The sequence below is a fragment of the Limnothrix sp. PR1529 genome, from assembly GCF_002742025.1.
Classification (GTDB): Bacteria; Cyanobacteriota; Cyanobacteriia; order CACIAM-69d; family CACIAM-69d; genus CACIAM-69d.
The window spans coordinates 59,110-80,377 of sequence record NZ_LIRO01000116.1 but is presented as its reverse complement, the minus strand read 5'-3'; the positions used below and the strand labels follow the sequence as shown (position 1 = coordinate 80,377).

At 57.6% G+C, this 21,268-nt stretch carries 12 protein-coding genes; 8 read left to right on the top strand and 4 right to left on the bottom strand.

Annotated features, from left to right (window positions below):
- Positions 1–247: 247 nt before the first annotated feature.
- The 3 genes from AMR42_RS16175 to panB all read left to right on the top strand — a co-directional run bounded on the left by AMR42_RS16175 (position 248) and on the right by panB (position 3,501).
- Positions 248–1,336, top strand: coding sequence for a D-alanine--D-alanine ligase family protein (locus AMR42_RS16175; RefSeq protein WP_099534748.1), 1,089 nt, complete (start codon positions 248–250; stop codon positions 1,334–1,336).
- Positions 1,337–2,311, top strand: a complete 975-nt coding sequence (locus AMR42_RS16170; RefSeq protein ID WP_099534680.1) for a hypothetical protein — start codon at positions 1,337–1,339, stop codon at positions 2,309–2,311.
- Positions 2,312–2,679: 368 nt separating this feature from the next.
- Positions 2,680–3,501, top strand: a complete 822-nt coding sequence (gene panB / locus AMR42_RS16165; RefSeq protein WP_099534679.1) for a 3-methyl-2-oxobutanoate hydroxymethyltransferase — start codon at positions 2,680–2,682, stop codon at positions 3,499–3,501.
- Positions 3,502–3,582: 81 nt separating this feature from the next.
- Here the strand turns inward: panB and AMR42_RS16160 are convergent, their stop codons facing one another.
- Positions 3,583–7,983 carry a PAS domain S-box protein gene (locus tag AMR42_RS16160; protein ID WP_158234516.1) on the bottom strand — a complete coding sequence of 1,467 codons (4,401 nt, stop codon included), beginning with the start codon at positions 7,981–7,983 and terminating at the stop codon, positions 3,583–3,585.
- Positions 7,984–8,194: 211 nt separating this feature from the next.
- On the opposite strand from AMR42_RS16160, the gene sppA reads away from it, so the two are divergent.
- Together sppA and AMR42_RS16150 are read left to right on the top strand one after the other, a co-directional pair.
- The gene (gene sppA, locus AMR42_RS16155; RefSeq protein WP_099534677.1) at positions 8,195–10,036 is read left to right on the top strand and encodes a signal peptide peptidase SppA; all 1,842 of its coding nucleotides are present in this window, start codon (positions 8,195–8,197) and stop codon (positions 10,034–10,036) included.
- Between the two features lie 320 nt (positions 10,037–10,356).
- Positions 10,357–12,168: a DUF3352 domain-containing protein gene (locus AMR42_RS16150; RefSeq protein ID WP_099534676.1), complete on the top strand. Its 1,812-nt coding sequence runs from the start codon at positions 10,357–10,359 to the stop codon at positions 12,166–12,168.
- A gap of 251 nt (positions 12,169–12,419) precedes the next feature.
- Here AMR42_RS16150 and sigC read toward each other — a convergent pair whose 3' ends face one another.
- Both sigC and AMR42_RS16140 read right to left on the bottom strand, forming a co-directional pair.
- Positions 12,420–13,826 (bottom strand): RNA polymerase sigma factor SigC, encoded by a 1,407-nt coding sequence (sigC, locus tag AMR42_RS16145; RefSeq protein ID WP_305068614.1) that lies wholly within the window; start codon positions 13,824–13,826, stop codon positions 12,420–12,422.
- A gap of 958 nt (positions 13,827–14,784) precedes the next feature.
- On the bottom strand, positions 14,785–16,179 hold the full coding sequence (locus AMR42_RS16140) for a BCD family MFS transporter (protein ID WP_347278293.1): 1,395 nt from the start codon (positions 16,177–16,179) through the stop codon (positions 14,785–14,787).
- 337 nt (positions 16,180–16,516) lie between these two features.
- On the opposite strand from AMR42_RS16140, the gene AMR42_RS16135 reads away from it, so the two are divergent.
- From AMR42_RS16135 to AMR42_RS16125, 3 genes are all read left to right on the top strand, one after another.
- A complete protein-coding gene (locus tag AMR42_RS16135; RefSeq protein WP_099534674.1) occupies positions 16,517–16,852 on the top strand; it encodes a hypothetical protein in 336 nt (111 codons plus the stop codon).
- A 305-nt stretch (positions 16,853–17,157) separates the two neighbouring features.
- Positions 17,158–18,801, top strand: coding sequence for an ATP-binding protein (locus tag AMR42_RS16130; protein ID WP_234407051.1), 1,644 nt, complete (start codon positions 17,158–17,160; stop codon positions 18,799–18,801).
- Positions 18,802–18,853: 52 nt separating this feature from the next.
- Positions 18,854–19,657, top strand: coding sequence for a creatininase family protein (locus tag AMR42_RS16125; RefSeq protein WP_099534673.1), 804 nt, complete (start codon positions 18,854–18,856; stop codon positions 19,655–19,657).
- Here AMR42_RS16125 and AMR42_RS16120 read toward each other — a convergent pair.
- Complete coding sequence (locus AMR42_RS16120; RefSeq protein ID WP_099534672.1) at positions 19,654–21,252, bottom strand: calcium-binding protein; 1,599 nt, start codon at positions 21,250–21,252, stop codon at positions 19,654–19,656. The genes AMR42_RS16125 and AMR42_RS16120 overlap by 4 nt on opposite strands.
- Positions 21,253–21,268: the final 16 nt, after the last annotated feature.

The following is a 21,268-nucleotide window of genomic DNA, read 5'->3' as shown; positions in this document are numbered from 1 at the left end:
GTTGATTTTCGATGCCTCAACCGCCGTAGCAAGGGGCTTAAGCCCCTTGTCTTTGCTGATCCACTAGGGTTGGAATCAGGGTTTTGAACGATCGACACGCCCTGATGCCCTTGGGGGTGGATGGCCAGGGAATGGCGGGCTAGGCACAACCTAGACACAACTCTTAGCAACCTGTGATTAACTGGTAGCTACGTTGACCATTGCTGGCAAACGGGTCTTAATTTGGGTGAATGGAACGATTGGCAACATGAGCAATCCCCTGCGTATTGGACTGTTGTTTGGTGGGCGATCGGGCGAGCATGAGGTGTCGATTCGATCGGCCGCGGCCGCGGCTCGGGCCCTGCAAGCAGACAGCAATCGCGATCGCTATCAGGTGTTGCCGTTCTATTTGCAAAAGGATGGGCTTTGGCAAGGGCCAGCGGTGGCCCAAGGGGTTTTGGAGTCGGGGCAACCGTTGCCGAGTGACGATCGCCCCGTCGATCGCGCGGCGCTCTGGCAATTTCCACCCGAAGCCAGCACGGTGGATGTGTGGTTTCCGACGTTGCACGGGCCCAATGGGGAAGATGGGTCAGTCCAAGGGCTGTTGCAACTGATGCAGGTTCCCTGGGTTGGGTCGGGGGTGCTGGGATCCGCAGCGGGCATGGACAAGATCGCCATGAAGATGCTGTTTGCCCAGGCGGGTTTGCCGCAAGTGGCCTATCGATTGGTGACTCGATCGAAAGTTTGGTCAAATCCTTGCGTGTTTCCGAAGCTTTGCGATCAGCTTGAGGCGGATTTGGGCTATCCCTGTTTTGTGAAACCGGCGAATCTAGGATCCTCCGTGGGCATTGCCAAGGCCCGATCGCGTGCTGAGTTGGAAGCGGCCCTGGACAGTGCAGCCAGTTTCGATCGACGAATCATTGTGGAAGCGGCGGCGGGGGGCAAACCACGGGAGGTGGAATGCGCCGTGCTGGGCAATGATCAGCCGATCGCCTCGGTGATTGGGGAAATCACCTTCGAGAGCGAGTTTTATGACTACGACACCAAATATTCCGACGGGGCGGCGGATTTGGTGATTCCGGCAGCCTTGCCCGCCCCGGTGGTCGATCGCCTGCAAACCATGGCCAAGGAGGCTTTTTTAGCCCTCGATTGTGCTGGGTTAGCGCGGGTTGATTTTTTCTATGTGGAAGCCACGGGCGAAATCTTTTTGAACGAGATCAACACGCTGCCGGGTTTCACCGCCACCAGCATGTATCCCCAATTGTGGGAAGCGACCGGAATTCCCTTTCCGGAATTAGTACACCGATTGGTAACGCTAGCAATTGAACGTCATACCGTGGCACAAGGGGCGCAGTAAATGACGGCTGGAGCATCGCGATCATCTTCTTTACCGGATGGGGAATCGAATCCTTTTGATGCGGCCCTGAAGCGAGGATCGCCCCAGTTGCCTGCCTTGCCGCCGCGCCCGATGCCGCCGGCCGCGCCCGCTCCGCTGCCGCGCTATGGGCCGCCACCGCCGCTATCGGCTCCGTTGCCGCGATCGCCCCAACCGCTGCCCACACCGGCCCCAAAGCCTGAACCAGCACCCAGAGCAGAGGCGCTGCCCCAGCCCGGCGATCCTGATCGCAGCGGCTCGATCGTTGGTGCAAATCGCCCTCGATCGATCTCCATAGACCGCACTGGGCTAGACCGCACCGGACTGGATCGCACTGGACTAGACCCCACTGATCAACCTAGTCAATCTAGATCCGCCGACCAGGATTCAGCCCAGCCCAATCCTACCTTCGGAAATCGCGGGCGATCGCGCCATCGTCGGCCCGGACGATTGAGTGACGGAACCGGGGCCACCTCAACGGCCCTCGCCCCGATCGGGCGATCGCGTCGTCGTCGGCCGTCACCGGCCTGGCTGGCCCAAATGCCAACGGTGGTGACCGCTTTGGAACGCCTGTTGCGGGGGCGGGTTTTGATTGGGCTATTTGTGTTTTGGGCTTTGTTTTGGCTGGTGGGCGGCGTGGCGATCGTCCGCTTGCTGAAGATGGATCGCCCAGCGGAAGTGATTCCGTTGCAAGTGGGGCAAAACCCAGAGGTTTCAGGGGCGATCGGGAACACCGCCAGCCCCAGCCCCGCGCCGTCTCTCCTGCCCACCGATAGTGAGCGCCGTTTTCAGCAAAATTCCACCACCGCCAACGCTCCGGCCAATGGCTTCGGAGAATTGCAGCCCATGGTGCGACCGCAGCGATCGGGCCCACCGTTGGGACTATTCGCCGGAGTGGTGGTGCTCTGTAGCCTGGGCGCTTGGGTGCGCTTGCAACAAATGGGTCGCAGGCCCTAGGGTCTGTCGTCAAATCACTTGAAACCCTGATTCCACCGTTAGCAGATCGTGGGGGGCAAGGGGCTTAAGCCCCTTGTTACGACGACTGGGACATGGAAAATCAATTGTTTCCGCCTGATCCTAGAAAATGACAACAGGCCCTAGGGCGCTCATGCAAATTAAGCGCTAGAGAACGAGTCGGGCGATCGACCGGCAAAGTCTAGACTCCCCCATCCATCAGCTTGATGGCCTTTGTGGTTGAATTTTGTGGTTGAATTTCGGTCTACACAGAATTTCGGTCTACACAGAATTTCGGTCTAGACCAAGAATCAGGCAATATCCAGGGTTGCGAACCAAACCGTTGCGATCGGGCAACAGGAGAACTGAATTTGGCCTTGCGCATTCAACAGCTACAGCAATGGAAACAACAGGGTCGCCCGATCGCGGCTCTCACGGCCTGGGATTGGCTGTGGGCCCGTCTGCTCGATCGCGCGGGGGTTGATCTGCTGCTGGTGGGCGACTCCCTGGCCATGGTGGCCCTGGGCCACAAAACCACCCTGCCCCTGACCCTCGACCAAATGATTCACCACGCGGCCGCCGTTGCCCGTGGGGTGGAGAGCGCTTTGGTGGTGGTGGATTTACCCTTCTTGACCTACCAAGCCAGTGAGGCAGAAGCCATCGCCTCCGCCGGTCGGATTTTGAAGGAAACCGGGGCACAGGCCGTGAAGCTCGAAGGGGGCTATCCCGAAATGGCCGCCACCGTGGCTCGGTTGGTGCGATCGGGCATTCCCGTCATGGGCCATGTGGGCCTCACCCCCCAATCGGTGAATCAACTGGGTTATCGACAACAGGGTCGCAGCCCCGCTGAGGGCGATCGGATCCTAGCCGAAGCCCTCGCCCTAGAAGCGGCCGGTGCGTTTGCCATTGTTTTGGAGCATGTGCCCGCCACCCTGGCCGAGCGCATTACCCGACAACTCACCATTCCCACCATCGGTATCGGGGCGGGCAATGCCTGCGATGGCCAAGTGCTGGTGACCGCCGACCTGTTGGGTTTGAGCGACCAAACCCCGCCCTTCGCCAAAACCTACGCGGATTTGGGAGCAGCGGTAATTGCGGCGGCGGAAACCTACTGCCAAGAGGTGCGATCGGGACAATTTCCACCGGCTCCCCTACCAGCCGCTGCCCAGACTCACCAGTCGATCGGCTCCTGATTCGCGTCTCCTCCTTGGCTTCTGATTGGGGCCCACATCACCCCATCAGGCCCAGTGCCCAGCGTTTTGGCCACCGGCCCCTCAAGAAGGCGCATTGGGCTGCCAAAGCGGAATCGTAATTTCAAACGTGCTGCCTGCCCCAGGGGTCGAATCGCAAATCAGCGTCCCCCCGTGTTTTTCGGTCACAATTTGGTAGCTAATGGACAATCCCAGCCCCGTGCCCTTGCCCACGGGCTTGGTGGTATAGAACGGGTCAAACAGCCGCTGCTGCACCTCCTGCGGAATTCCCAGACCGTTATCTTGAATCCGAATAATCGCTTGCTCTCCCCGGCGTTCCGTCATAATCCGAATTCGGCTCGGGTTCGCTTGCATTTCCGCCATCGATCGCTGCTGATCTCGTTCCTCCAAGGTGTCGATCGCGTTGACCAAAATATTCATAAACACCTGATTGAGTTGCCCCGCGTAGCACTCAATTTCTGGCAATGTTCCATACTCTCGAATTACCTCAATACCCAACCGATTATTCTTCGGTTTCATCCGCCCATTCAAAATCGTCAGGGTGCTATCCAATCCCTCATGGATATTCACCACCTTCATTTCCGCCTCATCCATGCGGGAGAAAATCCGCAGCGATTGCACAATTTCCTTAATTCGCTCTGCCCCCAATTTCATCGAATCAAGCATTTTGGGCAGATCAATCATCAAAAAGTCCAGATCAATTTCCTCAATGAGGTCAGCGATCGGCTGTTCTAAATCAGGATAAAAGTCGCGATATAACGCCACTAATCGCAATAGATCTCTGCTGTAATCTTCCGTATGAGCTAAGTTGCCATAAATAAAGTTCACGGGATTATTAATCTCATGGGCTACCCCGGCCACCAACTGCCCCAAACTCGACATTTTTTCCTGTTGCACCAATTTGGTTTGGGTCAGGCGCAATTCTCGCAATGCTTGCTCCAGGGCGATCGCCTTGGCCCGGGCTTCAGCGGCGGCCATTTCGGTTCGCTCCAACAAATCTGCCTGATTTTTAGCGATCGCCACCTGATTCACCACCGCCTGCACCAACGCCACCTCATCCGGCTGCCATCGATGCTCATGGGACATCTGCAAGCAAGAAATTACTGCCATTCGGGAGCCATGAATTCGCACCGGCACCATGAGGAGCGATCGAACCTTCATCCGCGACAGGGTTAGCCGCTCTCGCAAAGGCAGTTGCTGCACATCGTCAATTTGCACCACCTCCATACGGGTTAGCCCTGCCAGCAACGAGCCAAACTGGGACTCATGGTAAGTACCAATCACCGAGGGAATGGCCGGATCTCTCGCTTCCGCCACGATACTCCAAGCCCCCTCTGCCAACACTTCAGTTGCTGAATCAGTTGCTGAATTGGTCACCAATATTGTTTCTGTGGCCGGCTGGTCAGCTTGCTGGTCAATTGGCTGGTCAGTTTGTTGATTAATTGGCTCACCGAGTTGCTGATCCTCCAGTGGCTGAGCTAACTGATTGAGCTGATTGAGCTGATTGAATTGATCAATTGGTTGATGCACTTGATCATGAACCGGTTGGTCATACAGGGCAAAGGTCGTTAGATCAACCCCCAAGGCTAGGCGAATTTCCTCCAAGGCAAACCCAATCACCTGTTCCTTGGAGCCATGAATGCTTTTGCGAATTTCCGTTGACAGGGTGTTAATCAGCCGCTCCCGTTCCACCTGTCGTTGCAAACAGTGCTGGGAATCTCGCAAGGCCTGTTCCACCTGCTTCAGGGCTGCAATGTTGCGGGCCACGTTTGACAAATATTCCACCTGTCCATTGCGCCCGTAATGCACCAGAGCCACTTGGGACACGGGAATCGGATTCCCGGTTCGATCGCAAAATAAGCCTTCCCCTTGCCACACGCCTTCCTGCAACAACTGGGGAAACTGCTCTTGAATTAGGTTCCGCTCTGAAGGGTGGAGCAACTGGGCAATGTTCAAGCGCAAAATTTCCTCGGCGCTGTAGCCCAACATGGCGCAACCAGCAGGGTTGACATAGGTTAAGTTGCCGTGAATGTCGGTGGTTCCCACAAAGTCCGTGGTCGCCTCCAAAATGGCTAACAGGCGCTGTTGTTCCCGTTCAATTTGCTTGCGCTCCGTGGTGTCGATCGCCACCAACAGCAATCCGGTAATTGCGCCCGTGTGATCTCGCAGGGGCGTTTTGGCCACGTCAAAATCACGCAATTCGCCGGCCGCATTGGGAAACTGCTCTTCAACCTGAATCGTTTTCCCGAGGGAAAGGCAGCGTTGATCGGACAGCAGACAAACGCGGCAGGACTCTTCTCCCAGCACGTCTTGATAGTGATTGGCCGCCAGCAGGGTGGATTCTTCGACACCAAAGGTTTGACAGAGGGGCCGATTGGCCAACTGCACTCGCCCTTTGGCATCCGTGAGCCAAATCAGCAGGGGAGCCGTGTCCAACACGGTGCGCAGGGTACGCTCCTGTTCCATCAGACGAATTTCGGCCTGTTTGCGTTCGGTGATGTCTGTGTCCACCCCCACCCACTCGCGGATGGTTCCATCGGCTTCCAGGACGGGCACACCCCGCACCACCATGTGGCGATATTCACCATCGACGCGGCGCAACCGATGCTCAATTTTGTAGGGCTGGCGCTGTTGTCGGGCCGTTTGCCAAGCTTCTTGGGTATAGCCGCGATCGTCGGGGTGAACGGCCATCAACCAACCTTGGCCGCAGTAGTCCGCAAAGGATTGGCCGGTGAAGTGGGCCCAGTGGGGCATGGGTTCGGTCACTTCTCCATCGGCGTTGGTGCGCCAGAGGGTTTGGCCCATGGCTTCCACCAGGCAGCGATAGCGTTCTTCGCTTTGGCGCAGGCGATCTTCGGCCAGGATGCGGGCGGTGATGTCGGTGGCAATGGACAGACAGCCAATCATGTCCCCCTGTTCGTTGCGAAGGGGGGCGTTTTGCCACTCGCAAAGGATGATGCGGCCGTCGCGGGTGCGGTTGTAGTTGCGGAACCGGCTGCCACCACGACCGGTCATCAGATCGGCAATCAGGGCATAGACTTTGGGCTGTTCGTTTTCGGGCAGGATTCGATCGAACGGTTGATTGATCATGTCTTCGGCGGTGTAGCCGAAGAGTTCGGTGGCGGCACGGTTCCAGGTGATGATGCGCCCATCGGAGAGCCATTCAATGATGGCAACGGGGATACGTTGCACCAGGGATGACCAGCGCTTTTTTGAGGACTGGAGAGCCTGTTCGGTGGCTTTGCGATCGGTTACGTCAAAAATCACCCCATCCAGCCACATCAGTTGTCGGTTGTGGTTGAAGCTGGGTTGTCCTTGTTCCACCACCCAACGCAGTTCGCCGCTGACGTGGCCAAGCCGATACTCGACGCGGTAGGGTTGCTGCTGGGCGATCGCGGCTTGGATTTCCGTCCACACCCGATCGCGGTCTTCGGGGTGGGTGAGGTCTTGCAGGGTGCGATTGCGATATTGAACGAAGGTTTCGGCTCGGTAACCGGTGAGATGTTCGATCGCCTCGCTGGCAAACAGCAATGTCCGTTCCCGATCGCCCAAACAGCGATAGATCACGCCGGGAACATTGGCCACCATGGTGCGGAAGCGCTCGTTGTTGTCTCGCAAGGCGGTGTCGGCCTGTTCTTGGGCCAAGCGCAGCACGCGCCGCTCGGTGATGTCTTGGGCAACGGCGTAGATCAGATCCTGGGCCCGATCCCAAAAGAAATTCCAGCGAAACCAACGATAGGTTCCGTCTTTGCGTCGGTAGCGATTTTCCAGGACGCGGGTGGGGGTTCCTTGGGGTGAAAAGTGAGTTTCCGCCTGGGTGCGGGTGCGATCGTCCGGGTGAACGTAATCGGTGAAAGGCCGCCCGATCGCCTCTTCCCGCCAGCCCAAAACCTGATCCCAGGTTTCGTTGAGAAATTGAAATTCTCCTTGACTGTTGATCGTGCAAAGGCAACTGCCCGATTGGATAAAAAGCTGTTTCCAGGCTTGCTCCATCACCACCCGATCGCTCACCACCCGCAGGGAAATGCAAACCAGGTTGTGCCCGGCATCGTTCGGCCCAAGGCCGCCATTGCCCCAGGGAGCCACCTCCCATTCCAACCAAAGGCCCGGATGGGGTGACCGTTGCAGCCAATGGGGTTGCTCTGAGCGCACGGTTTGCCCCTGACTGGCTCGGGCAATAGCCGGTTGCCAAAGGGTGGCCAGTTCTGGACAAAGGGTCATGACCGATTGGCCGGGGGTGGCTTCCGGCAGCGATAGCGCCGTTAACCAGGCCGGGCTGGCGGCCCAATAGCTCCCTTGGCCATCCACCAGAGCGATCGGCAGGGGCAACCCGGCCACAAGCTGTTGTAAAGCTGCCTCAGGGGTTACGGGAGGTTCCAACGGTTGCGAAGTCGCCGTCACGCAACCCCCATCGCCACCGGCGGGTTGCGGATCGCTAGATTGCGGAGCGTCGGGGTTGGTCATGGGTGGAAATCTCGGAAGGCAGGCGAAACAGGCGAACAAAAGCAGGCAAGCACAGGGCAGCATGAGCGGCCAACGTCAACCTCTGTCGCGCAAGCCCCAGCAGCGATCGCTAGGATTGGGTCTAGCATAGAAAAGCTCGCAGGGATTGCCAGTGATCCGCAACCTTGCTGCTTTGGTTCCTGCTGCCCTAGTCCCTGCACCGCCAGCCGTCATGAAAAGTTTTTTACAACAAACAATCGCGAGCATTCTGGGAACGCTGGTTGGCCTCACGATCTTCGCAGGTGGCAGCCTCCTGGGACTCATTGGTTTGATTACTTTTTTGGCGGCCCTGTCCAGCTCCTCGGAGCCAGTGGGTCTCAAGGGGCGATCGATGTTGGCGTTGGATCTGTCGCTGGCGATTCGGGATGAACCGGGCCAGGCAGAGGACTCGATCGATCGCTGGCTCAGCGATCGCCCTCGAACCATTCCCCTCAGGGTGTTGCTAGACACCTTGGCCCAGGCGGCCAAAGACCGCCAAATCACCGGTCTTTACCTTTACGACAGTGCCGGAACGGGCCCGATCGCGGGCTATGCCACCCTCCGGGAAGTGCGGGAAGCCATTCTGGAGTTTCGGAAAAAGAAGCCTGTCATTGCCTATGGCACGGATTGGGACGAGCGTACCTATTACCTAACATCCGCCGCCAATGAAACGCGGTTGCATCCGGCGGGAGGGCTGGAGTTCAACGGGTTGGCCGCCGAAAGCACCTTTTGGAGCGGGGCCCTTGAAAAATATGGCATTGGGGTGCAGTTTGTGCGGGCCGGCAAGTTCAAGTCGGCGGTGGAACCCTTTGCCCGTCGGGATTTCAGCCCTGAAAATCGGGCCCAAACAGCGGCCCTACTTCAGGATTTGTGGCAAACGGTGCTGACGGCGACGGGCCAAAGTCGCAAACAGTCGATCGCCCAGTTGCAAGCGATCGCCGATCAGGGAGGGTTGTTGCGCTCCGATCAGGCGGTGAAGCTGGGTTTGGTTGATCGCCTGGCCTATGACGACCAGGTGATTGAACGGGTGCTGAAACTGGCCGATCGGGAAGACAACAAACCCACCTTCCAACGGGTTGCAGTGGCTGACTATGCACGCCAAGTGGGAACCGTGGAAGCGGCCCAAAGCAAATTGGGCGATCGGCGCAAAAACGCAACGGGCCAAGAAATTGCCTTGCTCTATGCCACGGGCACGATGGTGACCCAAACCACAGACGGCGAGCGGGATGCGATGAATAGCACCGCGATCGCCACGGAACTGCGGAAGTTGCGTAAAAACGAGGATGTTAAGGCGATCGTTTTGCGAATTGACAGTCCCGGCGGCAGCGCCACCGCCGCTGACATCATTGCTCGGGAGGTGTCCTTGGCGGCTAAAGACAAGCCGGTGATTGTCTCCATGGGCGATGTGGCCGCCTCTGGAGGCTATTGGATTGCTGCGCCAGCCACGGAAATTTGGGCGGAACCCACCACCATTGCCGGGTCGATCGGGGTTTTTGGCCTGTTGCCTAACATCCAAAAACTGGGCGAGAACAATGGGGTGAATTGGGATGCGGTCACCACGGCTCCCTTTGCCAACATTGGCTCCGTGACCCGCAGCAAAACGCCCGCTGAGCTGGCCCTGCTGCAATCGTCGGTGGACTGGACTTACGATCGATTTTTGGATCACGTGGCCCAGTCGCGATCGATCGATCGGGCCAAGGTGGAAGAGCTGGCCCAGGGGCGGATTTGGTCGGGCAAAGCCGCAGCAGATTTGGGCTTAGTCGATCAGTTGGGGGGGTTAGATCAGGCGATCGCCGCCGCCGCCAAGGCCGCCAAACTGGGGAAAGACTGGGTGTTGGCGGAATATCCGCGCCGGGAACCCTTTGGCCTCAGTTGGCTAGAGGACAAGAGCCAAGCCCTCTGGAGTCGGTTGGGCTGGAGTCAGTCCCCCTTGATTGCGCGATCGCTGGCTCAGTTACCTTCGCAGTTGTGGCTCTTGAATGACGATCCCCGATCAACCTATGTTTGGTGGCCCGATCGGCTGGAAATTCGCTAGGCCAGCCACTGTTGAAAAGCCACCGTTAACCGGGCAGATCACCGGGAAAATCATTAATCAGGCAAATCATTAACCGGGAAAATAACTAACCAAGAAAATCATTGACCGGGAAAATAACTAACCGGGAAAATCATCGGGAAGCAGCCCCAGCAACCTTGCCACCCAACGGCTCAACTTCAACATTTTGTTGCTAACTGCAACCGAGACAGGCATCTGCACAGGCCGCCCGCGATCGAGATGGAATAATGGAGCCGGGCTAGGCAGCCCGACCCAAGCGGGAGGCCGCCACAAGCGAACACCAAAAAGGGCGAGCGAGAAGCATGAAGGGGCGCGCGTTTTTTTCAATTTTGGCGGCGATCGCAATTTCGCTGGTGGCGGCCGGGGCCGCCGGAGCTGTTTGGATTGCCACCCACAGCCCCCTGGGCTTGTTGGACGGTGTGGCTAATGCTCAGCCCGAAGCCGCTGTGATGATCCCCAAACAGGCTCCGGCCATGGTTTCGTTGTTGGTGAACCCCGATCGCGTGGAGGCCTTGCGCCAAGCGATCGCGCCCTTGGGTCGGCGCAGGGCGGCCCGCCACGAATGGCAACAGGCCCGCGATGCCTGGCTCACCCGTAGCGGCCTAACCTACGATCGCGATGTGCAGCCCTGGCTGGGGGATGAAGTGACCCTGGCGGTGACCACCGTGGACATCGATCGCGATCCCAACAATGGCCGGGAGCCGGGCTATTTGCTGGCAGCGGCCGCCAATGATCCCGATCGGGCCCGGGAATTCTTGCAACTGTTCTGGCAAAAACAAGCCCTGAACGGCATTAACCTGATTTTTGAGCAATACAAGGGCGTAAAAATCGTCCATGGGGAAGCGTTGGATCTGATTCCGCGCGGTTGGGCCAAACGCCTGGCCCAGGGCGGCCGAGTTTCGACCCAAACGGACTTGGCCACGGCCCTGGTGGCCGATCGCTTCGTGCTGGCCGCCAACGATCCCAAAGTCCTGCGGGATGCCATCAACAACATCCAAGCGGCTGACTTGAGCCTGTTGCGAGAACCAGACTATCAACGGGAATTGGCAGCGCTCCCGCCCGATCGACTGGCGATCGCCTACGTGAACCCCACGGCCTTGGGTGAACTCCTGGAACCCGCCACCGCCACCCGCCGCCGATCGAAAGCACTGTTACCCGCCGAGTGGTTGGCCGCACTGCCGGCCCACAGCGCCACCCTGTCCCTGAAGGCCGAGCGATCGGGCTTGGTCACCGAGGCCGCTTGGGTGGCGGCCGATGGCCTGACCCTGGTGGCGGCCGAATCTCCCCTCACGGAACCCGCCACCGCCACCCGCTATTTACCCAGCACCGCCACCATTGCCCTCAGCGGCACAAGCCTGCAACAACTCACCCAACAGTGGCAGCAAATCTTGGGCGACGGCCCCATCGCCCAGGCGATCGGCCCGCTGCTGAGTCAGGTGGCAACCAATTCAGGGCTAAATTTGCAAAACGACCTTTTGGCCTGGAACACCGAAGATTTTGCCCTGGGCTTAATTCCTGTGGAAGTGGGCGATCGGGCAGCGGAGCGGGCCTTGGGTGAATTTCCCGGCGATTGGGTCTTTGTGGCCCGCCGCACTCCCGAAACCGCCGCCGCACTCGATCGAATTGATGCCCTGGCCAAACAACAGGGCCTGACCCTCGGAACCCTGAACTTGGACAGCGACCAACTAGCCACCGTTTGGACGCAACTGATCGCACCGTCCAGCGCCGGCCTAATGGGTTGGCGCAATGCGGGTCAAGTTAGCACCCAAGTGCAAGGGGCCCGGGCCACGGTGGGAGACTACGAAATTTTGGCCACCTCCGTTCCCGCCTTGGCCGCAGCAGTGCAAGCGGGGCGCGATGAAACGGCCTCCCTCCTGGGCGATCACCTCTGGCAATCCGTTGTCACCACTCTGCCTGTCCCCAACGATGGCAACGTTACCCTGAGCTGGCCCGCTGCCCGCCCAGTGGTGCGCCGCTTGATCCCCCTGTTCCGGTTGGTGGAAGTGCCCCTGCGGCCCCTGTTCGATCGCCTCGATCGCCTGAGTTTCACCAGCGAAGGCGGCCCTGAAAATCTTCGCCGCTTCTCTTTGTTTGCCCACTGGACGAGCTGGTAACCCGATCGGGCGATCGGGTCGCGGCCCCATTCCGCCTTGGTCTTGTCTCGAAACTCAGTTTCCGAGCAACGGCCAATCAGCCAACCAGCAAAAATCAACCAGCAAAAATCAGCCCAAAAAATCCCACAAATCATAGAGGGGCGATCGATTAGTTCGATCGCCCCTCTATTACTCATTGACTTAATGATTCATGGACTCAAGGGGCCAACGCCCCAATGGGCAGCAGCACTCACCAACCCGCAGACATTGCCCTAGGACAGCGCTTCCAGATAATCCCGAACCTGGTTGCGGTGGCGCGGTTGGCGCAGTTTTTGCAAGGCCTTCGCCTCAATTTGCCGCACCCGTTCCCGTGACAAGTCCAGCGCCCGCCCAATTTCCGCCAAGGAATAGGGGCTGCTGTGACCCAAGCCAAACCGCATTTGAATCACGTCCCGCTCGCGGCTGGTCAGTTGTGCCAACAGTTGTTGCAAATCCCGTTGCAACGACTCCCGCATCAGGTTCTCTTCCGGCGAAGCGCTATCCGCCTCCAGCAGATCCCCCAACTCGGTGTCCTTGTCCTTGCCCACCTTTGTTTCCAGCGAAACGGCCCGGGGCACGCGCATCAACACCTCGCGCACCTGGGCGGGGGTCATATCCAACTCAGCCGCCACATCATCAAGGGTGGCCGTGCGGCCCTTGGCTTGGGAAATTTTCCGTTGGGCCTTCTTGATTTTGTTCAGCTTCTCGGTGATATGCACCGGTAACCGAATGGTGCGGCTTTGGGTGGCGATCGCCCGAGTAATGCCTTGGCGAATCCACCAGTAGGCATAGGTACTGAAGCGATAACCCTTGGTGGGATCAAACTTCTCAACGGCCCGCTCCAGGCCCAGGGTTCCTTCTTGAATCAAATCCAGCAGTTCCAAACCACGGTTTTGATACTTCTTGGCCACGGACACCACCAAGCGCAGGTTGGCCTTGATCATCCGCTCCTTGGCCCGCGTGCCTTGGGTTTGGATGTCTTCCAACTCCGCCAGGGTCAGTTGGGCGACGGCGGCCCAGCGGTTTTTGCCCTTGTTTAAATCGGTCTTCAGTTCCGGCACGGTCACACCGGCTTCGCGGGCCCAACGCTCGATCGAGGGGCGATGGCCCAGGGTGGCGCAAAGGCGATCGCGCACAGCCACCAAGTTCACCAACCGTTCCAGTTGCGGTTCCTCGGGGCAAGCGGCCGTTTCCCGCAGCCGCAACAGTTGCATATATCGCTGCACCTTTTGGGCTTCGGTCACTTCCTCGTCCCGGCCCAACAGACGCACCCGCCCAATCTCTTGGAGATATAGGCGCACGAGATCGGTGGTTCTGCGACGATCGCGCCGGCCATCCTGGGCCAAGGCCGCCTTTACATCCTCATCCTCTTCCTCAAGGCGATCGGCCCCGAGGTCATCTGTGCCCAAATCCTCAGCACTCAAATCGTCTACACCCAAATCTTCAACCTCAAATCCTGAGCCGCTCAGCTCATTTTCCAGAGTCGTTTCATCAAAATCCTGGTCTCCGGAATCAAGGGATTCTTCGGAGTGGTCTTCTTGCTCATCCAGCAGGCCACTGGACAACTCAGGCGACAAATCGATCGGCGATTTACTAAAGAATTGATCTGAATCGAAAAAGTTGATAGGCATAGCAGTCATAGTCTCTACCGCTCCGAAGATGCGCATGAATCAAGCGAGTCCAACACCCTCAATGCGCCAGTTGCTGCATAGCTATCGATCTATCGCCGCATGGGTTCGTTTTTAAGCCTGGATCGCCAGTGCGCGCGGCCGGAATAGGGATCGATGGGAAGCTGCCCTGATGCTAACTATCGTAGTGAGGCTCCTCTGAATGCTCAGTGACCGAAGCGGCGTTCTCAAACAATCTTCGTCACGGAGCGCTAGTTAGCCGGATCGCCATTACGGTCGATAATCGATCGCCATCCTGTGTGATCTCGATCGCTGGTAGGAACCTCCGTCCACAAATTCACCCCTAAGATGTAGTTATCGTGAATTGTTCCCGGGATGACTGTCTCCCAAGAATGTCTTAAGACTTCTTTGGATTTTGTCTGAACTTTTACAAAAAAAGATAAATTTTGTAAATTGCAATACCAGCAATTTAGGAATTAATCCTGATCAACTATCAATTAAAGACCCATCCCCAGAATCCTGAAATTGGGTTGAGCCATAGGGGTTAAGACTCTGATTTCATCCAATTGTCAGTGATGAGTCCATGGATAGTTGTTGAATTACTCCTTGATTATTGATTGATGATGATTCTCAATTTCAAAAGACTGCATTAATTTGCGTGAACTTGCTCTGGCTGACACTATCAGGGTTATGGATTTTTGTATTGATTTTTAACTACTTTTGATCGGGCCGCAAAGAACTTCTTACCCAAAAATCATGGGAGCATCTCGCTCAAGATGCCCCCATGATTCACCTCTTTCCAGGGATGATTAGACTCGTTGGGCGATCAGATGACGGGTGGACATTGCCCACCCTGCACCCTGCTCAACCCGAGCTGATGATTCCGTAACTCGGCAATAACTCGGCAATAACTCAGCCGCGACTTAGCCACGACTTAGCCACGACTTAGCAGCCATCAGCAGCAAGCGGTTTAGTCCATTTCCACCTGCAAAACGTTGGCGATCGCCTGTTGGGAATCGGTTTTGAACTCCCGCACATTCACCCACCACAACAGCCCGATCGCGATCGCCATCATCAACGCTTCCGCCGCAAACACCGTAATGAAGCCATAGATCGGTTGCCCAAACAGCGCCAGCCCAACCCGTTGGTAAATTAAGCCGCCCAACCAGGTAGACAGGGCCTTGGCCAAGGCCTGGGCCAGACCCCAAGCCCCAATGAACGTGCCGGCCGTTTCCGCCGCCGTTAGATCCAACATCAGGGTCAAGGCCCCAGTGGTGACAATGCCCGAGGTGAGGCCAAAAATGCCGACGGCCGCTTGCAAAACCGTGGGATTAGCCCCGATCGCCCCGGGATTGGGATTGCTGGAAAATCCCGCCAAGATGATTAGCCCCAGCGCCGCGATCGTCAGCAAACAACCAAGCTTTGTGGTGCGCTGTTTGCCCAACCGGGGAATCAGGCCAAAGCCCGTGGCCACCAACCCCAAGAGGGTTCCCGTGCCAAAGAATGCATTCAAACTCGTGGTGGCCGAAGGGGGCATGTTGAACACTTCGCCGCCGTAGTTTTCGAGAACGGCCTCTTGCAAAAACAGGCCCAGGGTCATGGCTAGCAAGAATGCGAAAAAGATGCCCGTTTGCCGACTGGCGGTCAAAATTCGCAGGGCCCGCCCGAGGGTAATTTGGTCTTCCCGTTCCGCCAGGTGCGATCGCAGGCCATAGCGCGAAAACCGTTTTTCCACACCCCAGGTGGCCGCAAAGGCCAACCCAACCACAGTCGCGGGCACGATGATGAACAGTTGGTTCAAGGCCCCTTGCAAAGCGGCGAGGCTATTGGCCGCTTCGGCCCGTTTCAGGAGAATCGAAGTCAGGATGGCCCCGATGATGATCCCCACCATCAGCATTGACCAAACCACCCCCACTAGGCGCGATCGATCATCTTCGTCGGACACGTCCACCAACAAAGCCGCAAAGGGCGTGGAACTAGCACTGATGGAGAGGCCATAGCCCGCAAACAGCAACCCAAGGGCAATCGTCCAGAGGCCCGTGGTTCCCTCCCAAGACCAACCGCCCGCCTGCGCCACGGCCGCGCCCAATTGCCACATCACCTGCACAATCAAAAACGAGAGCACAGCAAAAACCATCGATCCCAGCCAGACATAGCCCGATCGATGCAGTCGGAACAGGGGCTTGGCATCGGACAGTTGCCCAAACCAAACACGGGCGGGCGCAATGAACTGGTGCAGGGCGATCGCCCCCGCCGCCACATCCAGGGGAATGGCCAACTCATTGCCCATCACCCGGTTCAGCAGCCCCAAGGTAAGCACCGACATCATGCCCAGGCCCATTTGAAACAGGCCCAAGCGCAACATCACTGGCAGGGAAAGCTTAGGGGGCTGTTGGGGCAAGTCATGGTGCGGGGGCAACTCCAATGGAGGAGACAACGGATTCAAAGTGGATTCGGGAGACTCTGGAGGCATGGTGCTAAGAAGGGCAGAGAATTCAAGGATGGATTGGGATCGGCGATCGCTCTCCAATTTTAAAAGGCACACCGGAACTTCCCCTTCAGTCCCGAAATCCTGACGGAATTTTGGGGAATACCCAAATTTCTTGAAGAATAAATCCTTATAATTGGTTCACAGAAATTAATGTTTTGTCTAAAATTTCTCATCAACTCCAGCCCAAACCTTTAGAGAACGAGATCCAACCATGACCGGATTCATTCGTGGCCTGTTCGGCGGCAACAAAAAAGAAGAAGCACCCGCGCCCCAACCCGCTCGCCAAAAGGAAACCCAGGACTTTTTCTTGGATTTTGACAGCGCTCGCACCTTCGGAGACATTGAGCGGATGCGCAAGGAAGTGGAAGTCCACAAGACTTTCCCCAAGGGAACTACGCCCGTTGAACAACCGGCCAAACCCAAGGCCAAGGCTGCGGAACCCACCAGCAGCGCTCCGGCCAGCACGGCCGGCGAAACCCTAGAACGCCGCAAGGCCGATCGCAACTTGGATGCGTTCCGCAGCATGGCTAAAGACCTGAAAAAATAGGCGGGGTCTCAAAACTGGGATCGCCAAACGAATCCAGTCGATCGCCACAGGAGGGAGAGCAATGTTGAGTTGTTCTCCCTCCTGTGTGTTGATGGGGTCTGATGTGAATGGGGTTTGATGTGGCTTAACGCTGGCTGGTTAGTTCCGGCGGTGATTGATTCTTGTGCTGGCTCATTTTGCGAGCGATCTCTGGGCAGTTAAGCTGTTGGTTGCCACTTCCAGCTAGGGCGATCGCGCTGCTGATGGCTTTTGAAGGTGGCTGCCCGGTGCAAACTCCTGCTCATTGAGACAACGAGATCTGGCCTATGACCTACTTGCGGACTGACGACCCATCCTCCCAGCGGCCGAAAATTAGTCCCGGTCGGTTACGGGAAATTCAGGAAGAGGCTGAACGGCTGCAATGGCTGCTGGCCTCGCTGCTGGTGTTGCCGGGAGTGTTGGATAACGAAGTGGGCAAGGCTTTTGCGCAGTTTTTGGGAACGGTGCTGGAGCGATCGCGCGATGCGACAGATATTACGTTGGCCTATGGGCGCTGGTTTCGGGCGCTGATGACCACGGGCCAAAGCTGGGGCGATTATTTGCTCGATCGCCTGGTGACGGTGGATGCGGTGTTGGCTCCGGTGCTCAAAGGCAAGACGATCGAGCAATTGCCCAAGGCCACGATCGCGGCGATCGAGCATGATTTGCGGGCATTTCAGCAACTGTGGCGGTTCGAGCCGGCCTTGGCTTGTCAGTGGGCCCAGGAGTTGGCGGGTGGGGCGATCGAGCTAGTGGCCTGGAGTGGGCCCAGTGCTGACTCAGAAATGGAATTGGATTCACTCGACGCATCTGATCCGCTTGATGTCTCTGATCAACTGGACAAGCCCGATCACAAGCCCGATCAATTGACTGCGCCTGATCCTGATCAACTTGATAAGCCTGATCAATCCGATGCGTCGGATCAATCTAACGAGTCGGATCAATCCGATGTGTCGGATCAATCTGCCGTCACCGAGCCAGAAACCAAACCAGAAACCAAACCAGAAACAAAACCCAATCCAAAAGCCGCACTCCGGGCCCAGTTGCGCAACCTGGACGACTGGGCGACAGCCACGCCAGCTTTAGTGCGTTATTTGGCAGCGGCCGATCGGGGACAGTTCAGCGAGTCCCGCGCTTTCCGTTGGCGATCGGGGCAGCTTGTGCCGGTGACCCATCCTGACCCGATCGATCTGCCCGACCTGGCCGGCTATGACGGCCCCAAGGCGCAACTAATTCAAAACACGGAATTTCTGTTGGCGGGTCACCGGGCACTCAACGTGTTGCTGTATGGGGCGCGGGGCACGGGAAAATCATCCCTCGTAAAGGCGCTGCTGTCGGCCTATGGCGATCGGGGGTTGCGATTGGTGGAGGTGGCCAAGCAAGAGTTGGATCATCTGCCGGAGATTGTGGACTTGCTGCGGAGCGCACCCCAAAAATTCATCCTATTTGTGGATGATTTGTCCTTTGAGGAGGATGACGAGGCCTTCAAGGCGTTGAAGGTTTGCCTGGAGGGCGGCATCACGGAGCGGCCAAAGAATGTGGTGGTCTATGCCACTTCAAACCGACGACATTTGGTGCGGGAATATTTTGCCGATCGCCCCCGGCCCAGCGATGCGGATGAGGTGCAGTCCTGGGATACGGTGCAGGAAAAGCTCTCCTTTGCCGATCGATTTGGCTTGACGTTGACCTTTGAGGCGGCCGACCAAGACACCTATCTAGAAATCGTGAATCATTTGGCTGATTTAGCCAATCTCGGGATCGATCGGGCAGAATTGCGGTTCCGAGCTTTGCAGTGGGCCACGCGCCACAATGGGCGATCGGGTCGCACGGCTCGCCAGTTCATCGACTTCCTCACCGCTGAGCAGGCCTTGGCGGCCAAGGCCGCTCCCAGCACTGAGACTTCGGAAGCTTCTGAGACTTCGGAAGCTTGATGGCGCTCATGGCTCTGGGTTAACCGCTGATGCTGATTTGGACGAGCCACCTATGCATGGGCCCATTCCGGAACACCGCTTTTTTGCTTATCTAACTTGGCAAGATATCGCGGCCTTGCCCGATCGGGAGCGGGCCGTGGTGATTTTGCCGGTGGGGGCGATCGAGCAGCATGGGCCCCACTTGCCCCTGAATGTGGACAGCGCGATCGTGAACGGAATTCTCGGGCGATCGCTCCAATGGCTCGATCAACAACGGCCTGACGTGGTGGCCTATGCCCTGCCACCGTTGTTCTACGGCAAATCTAACGAGCATCTGGCGCTGCCGGGAACCATTTCCCTCAGCGCCACCACGCTCCTGTCCTTGGTGATGGACATTGGCCACAGCCTCTATCGATCGGGCTTTCGGAAGTTGCTGTTGCTGAATGGCCACGGAGGACAGCCCCAGGTGTTGGATATTGCCGCCACGGATCTCCATGAGCGATATCCCGACTTTTGGACCTATTCCTGTTTTGTGTGGCGATCGGCCAATTACAAACCCCTTTTGAACCCGGCGGAAACCCTGGGAATGCACGCGGGCGATGCGGAAACCTGCGTGATGTTGGCCCTTGATCCCGATCGGGTGCGGATGCAACGGGCCCAAGCAGAGATGCCCCTGACCCATCCGGGCAAGCGACTGGGGCCCAAGGGAGCCTTAACCTACGCCTGGACAATTCAAGATCTGAGCCAAAGTGGCGTGATCGGTGACCCAACAGCGGCGGCGGCCGATCGGGGCGAACAGATTATTGAACTGCTCGCCCGCAACTGGGCTGAGATCCTGGCCGAAATCTACGACTACTACCCGATCGCCCAGCCCTAGCCCAGGATGGCCCAACTGTTGAAACTACTGGACAAGTTGGCAGGCGCATTGGGGAAGGTGGCGATCGTTTGCACGCCGGATCCGTTGTTGAACTGCAACGCGACCCCCGTGCCGCTAGTGACAAAGGCAAACCCGCCCCGCTCCGGATCCACCGAGAACACCCGCAGGGTCGTAATTCCCCCAAATCCGGTGCTCCGAATCACCAATTTGTCCAACGTGGGGTCAAAGTCCGTTAGCACATCACCCCCTTCAGCAGGCGTGTTGTAAATAAAGAAGTCGCTTCCCCCCGTGGCCAGCAACGTATCAGACCCCAATCCCCCTTCCATGGAGTCATTGCCCTCGCCGCCATCAATCAAATCGTTACCGCCACTGCCCTTCAGCAAATCTGCACCACCCAAACCGGTGACCGTATCGTTGCCATCCAAAGCATCGATCGTGTCATCCCCAAACGTGCCTTGAATATTGTCATTGCCGGTGGAGGGCTGGGTGGAACCGGTGCTGCCCGTGCCGCCCGTGCTGCCGCTCACGCCGCCCGTGGTGGTGTCTGTGCCCACGGGGGTGAGGAAACTGAGGCGCTGACTGTTTTTCACGATCGCAATCAGCCGCTCCGTGTTGTTGGTATCCACCAACGTCAGGAACGTATCGGCCGCGTTCAGCCCCGTTCCCGGAACCACCACCACCCGCGAGGCAATGTTGCCCTCAAACCCAATCAGGTCTTGGGTGAAGTCATAGTCAGCAATGATGTCAACGCCACCCGCTTGGCCTGACACGATGAAGGTGTCGCCGCCATTGCCCCCAATCAGGGTGTTGCTGCCCTGGTTGCCATATAGAGTGTCGTTACCGTTATCCCCGGACAGGCGATCGTCCCCGGTTCCGCCGAAGATCACATCTTCGTTGTCGCCGCCATTGATCGTATCCGCATCGCCGTTGCCGTTAAGGGTGTCGCTGCCTTCGCCGCCATTGATGATGTCAAGGTCGCGGCCGCCCAGAATCAGATCAGCCCCGCTGTCACCATTCAGATCATCGTTACCATCGCCGCCATTGATGGTGTCGGCTTCTCGGCCACCAAAAACTACGTCATCCCCTCGACTGCCATCAATCCGATCGTTCCCTTGGCTGCCAAAAATCAGGTCATTGCCCTGGCCACCAAAGATGACATCGTTGCCCAAATCTCCAAACAGGATGTCTTCGCCCTCGTTGCCTTGCAGCAGGTCATCGCCCTGGCCACCGTAGAGGGTATCGGCTCCCACGTCGCCCCATAGGGTGTCGTTGCCTTGGCTGCCTCGCAGGATGTCGGGATCTTGGCCACCAAAGAGCAGATCGTTGCCATCGTTCCCATCCAGCAAGTCGTTATCTTCATTGCCGTAAAGGGTGTCATTTCCCTTGCCGCCAAAGAGTTGGTCGCTGCCAAAGCCCCCTTGCAGGAAGTCGTTGCCATCGTTGCCATTGAGGATGTCGTTGTCGCGGCCCCCTTGGAGGGCATCGTTACCGGCTAAGCCAATGAGGGTGTCGCTCCCTTCGTTGCCAAAAATTTGGTCGTTGTCGTTGGTTCCGGTGAGGAGGTTGGGAAGGTTGTTACCGTTAATGATGGCCATGGGGCGCTCCAAGGTG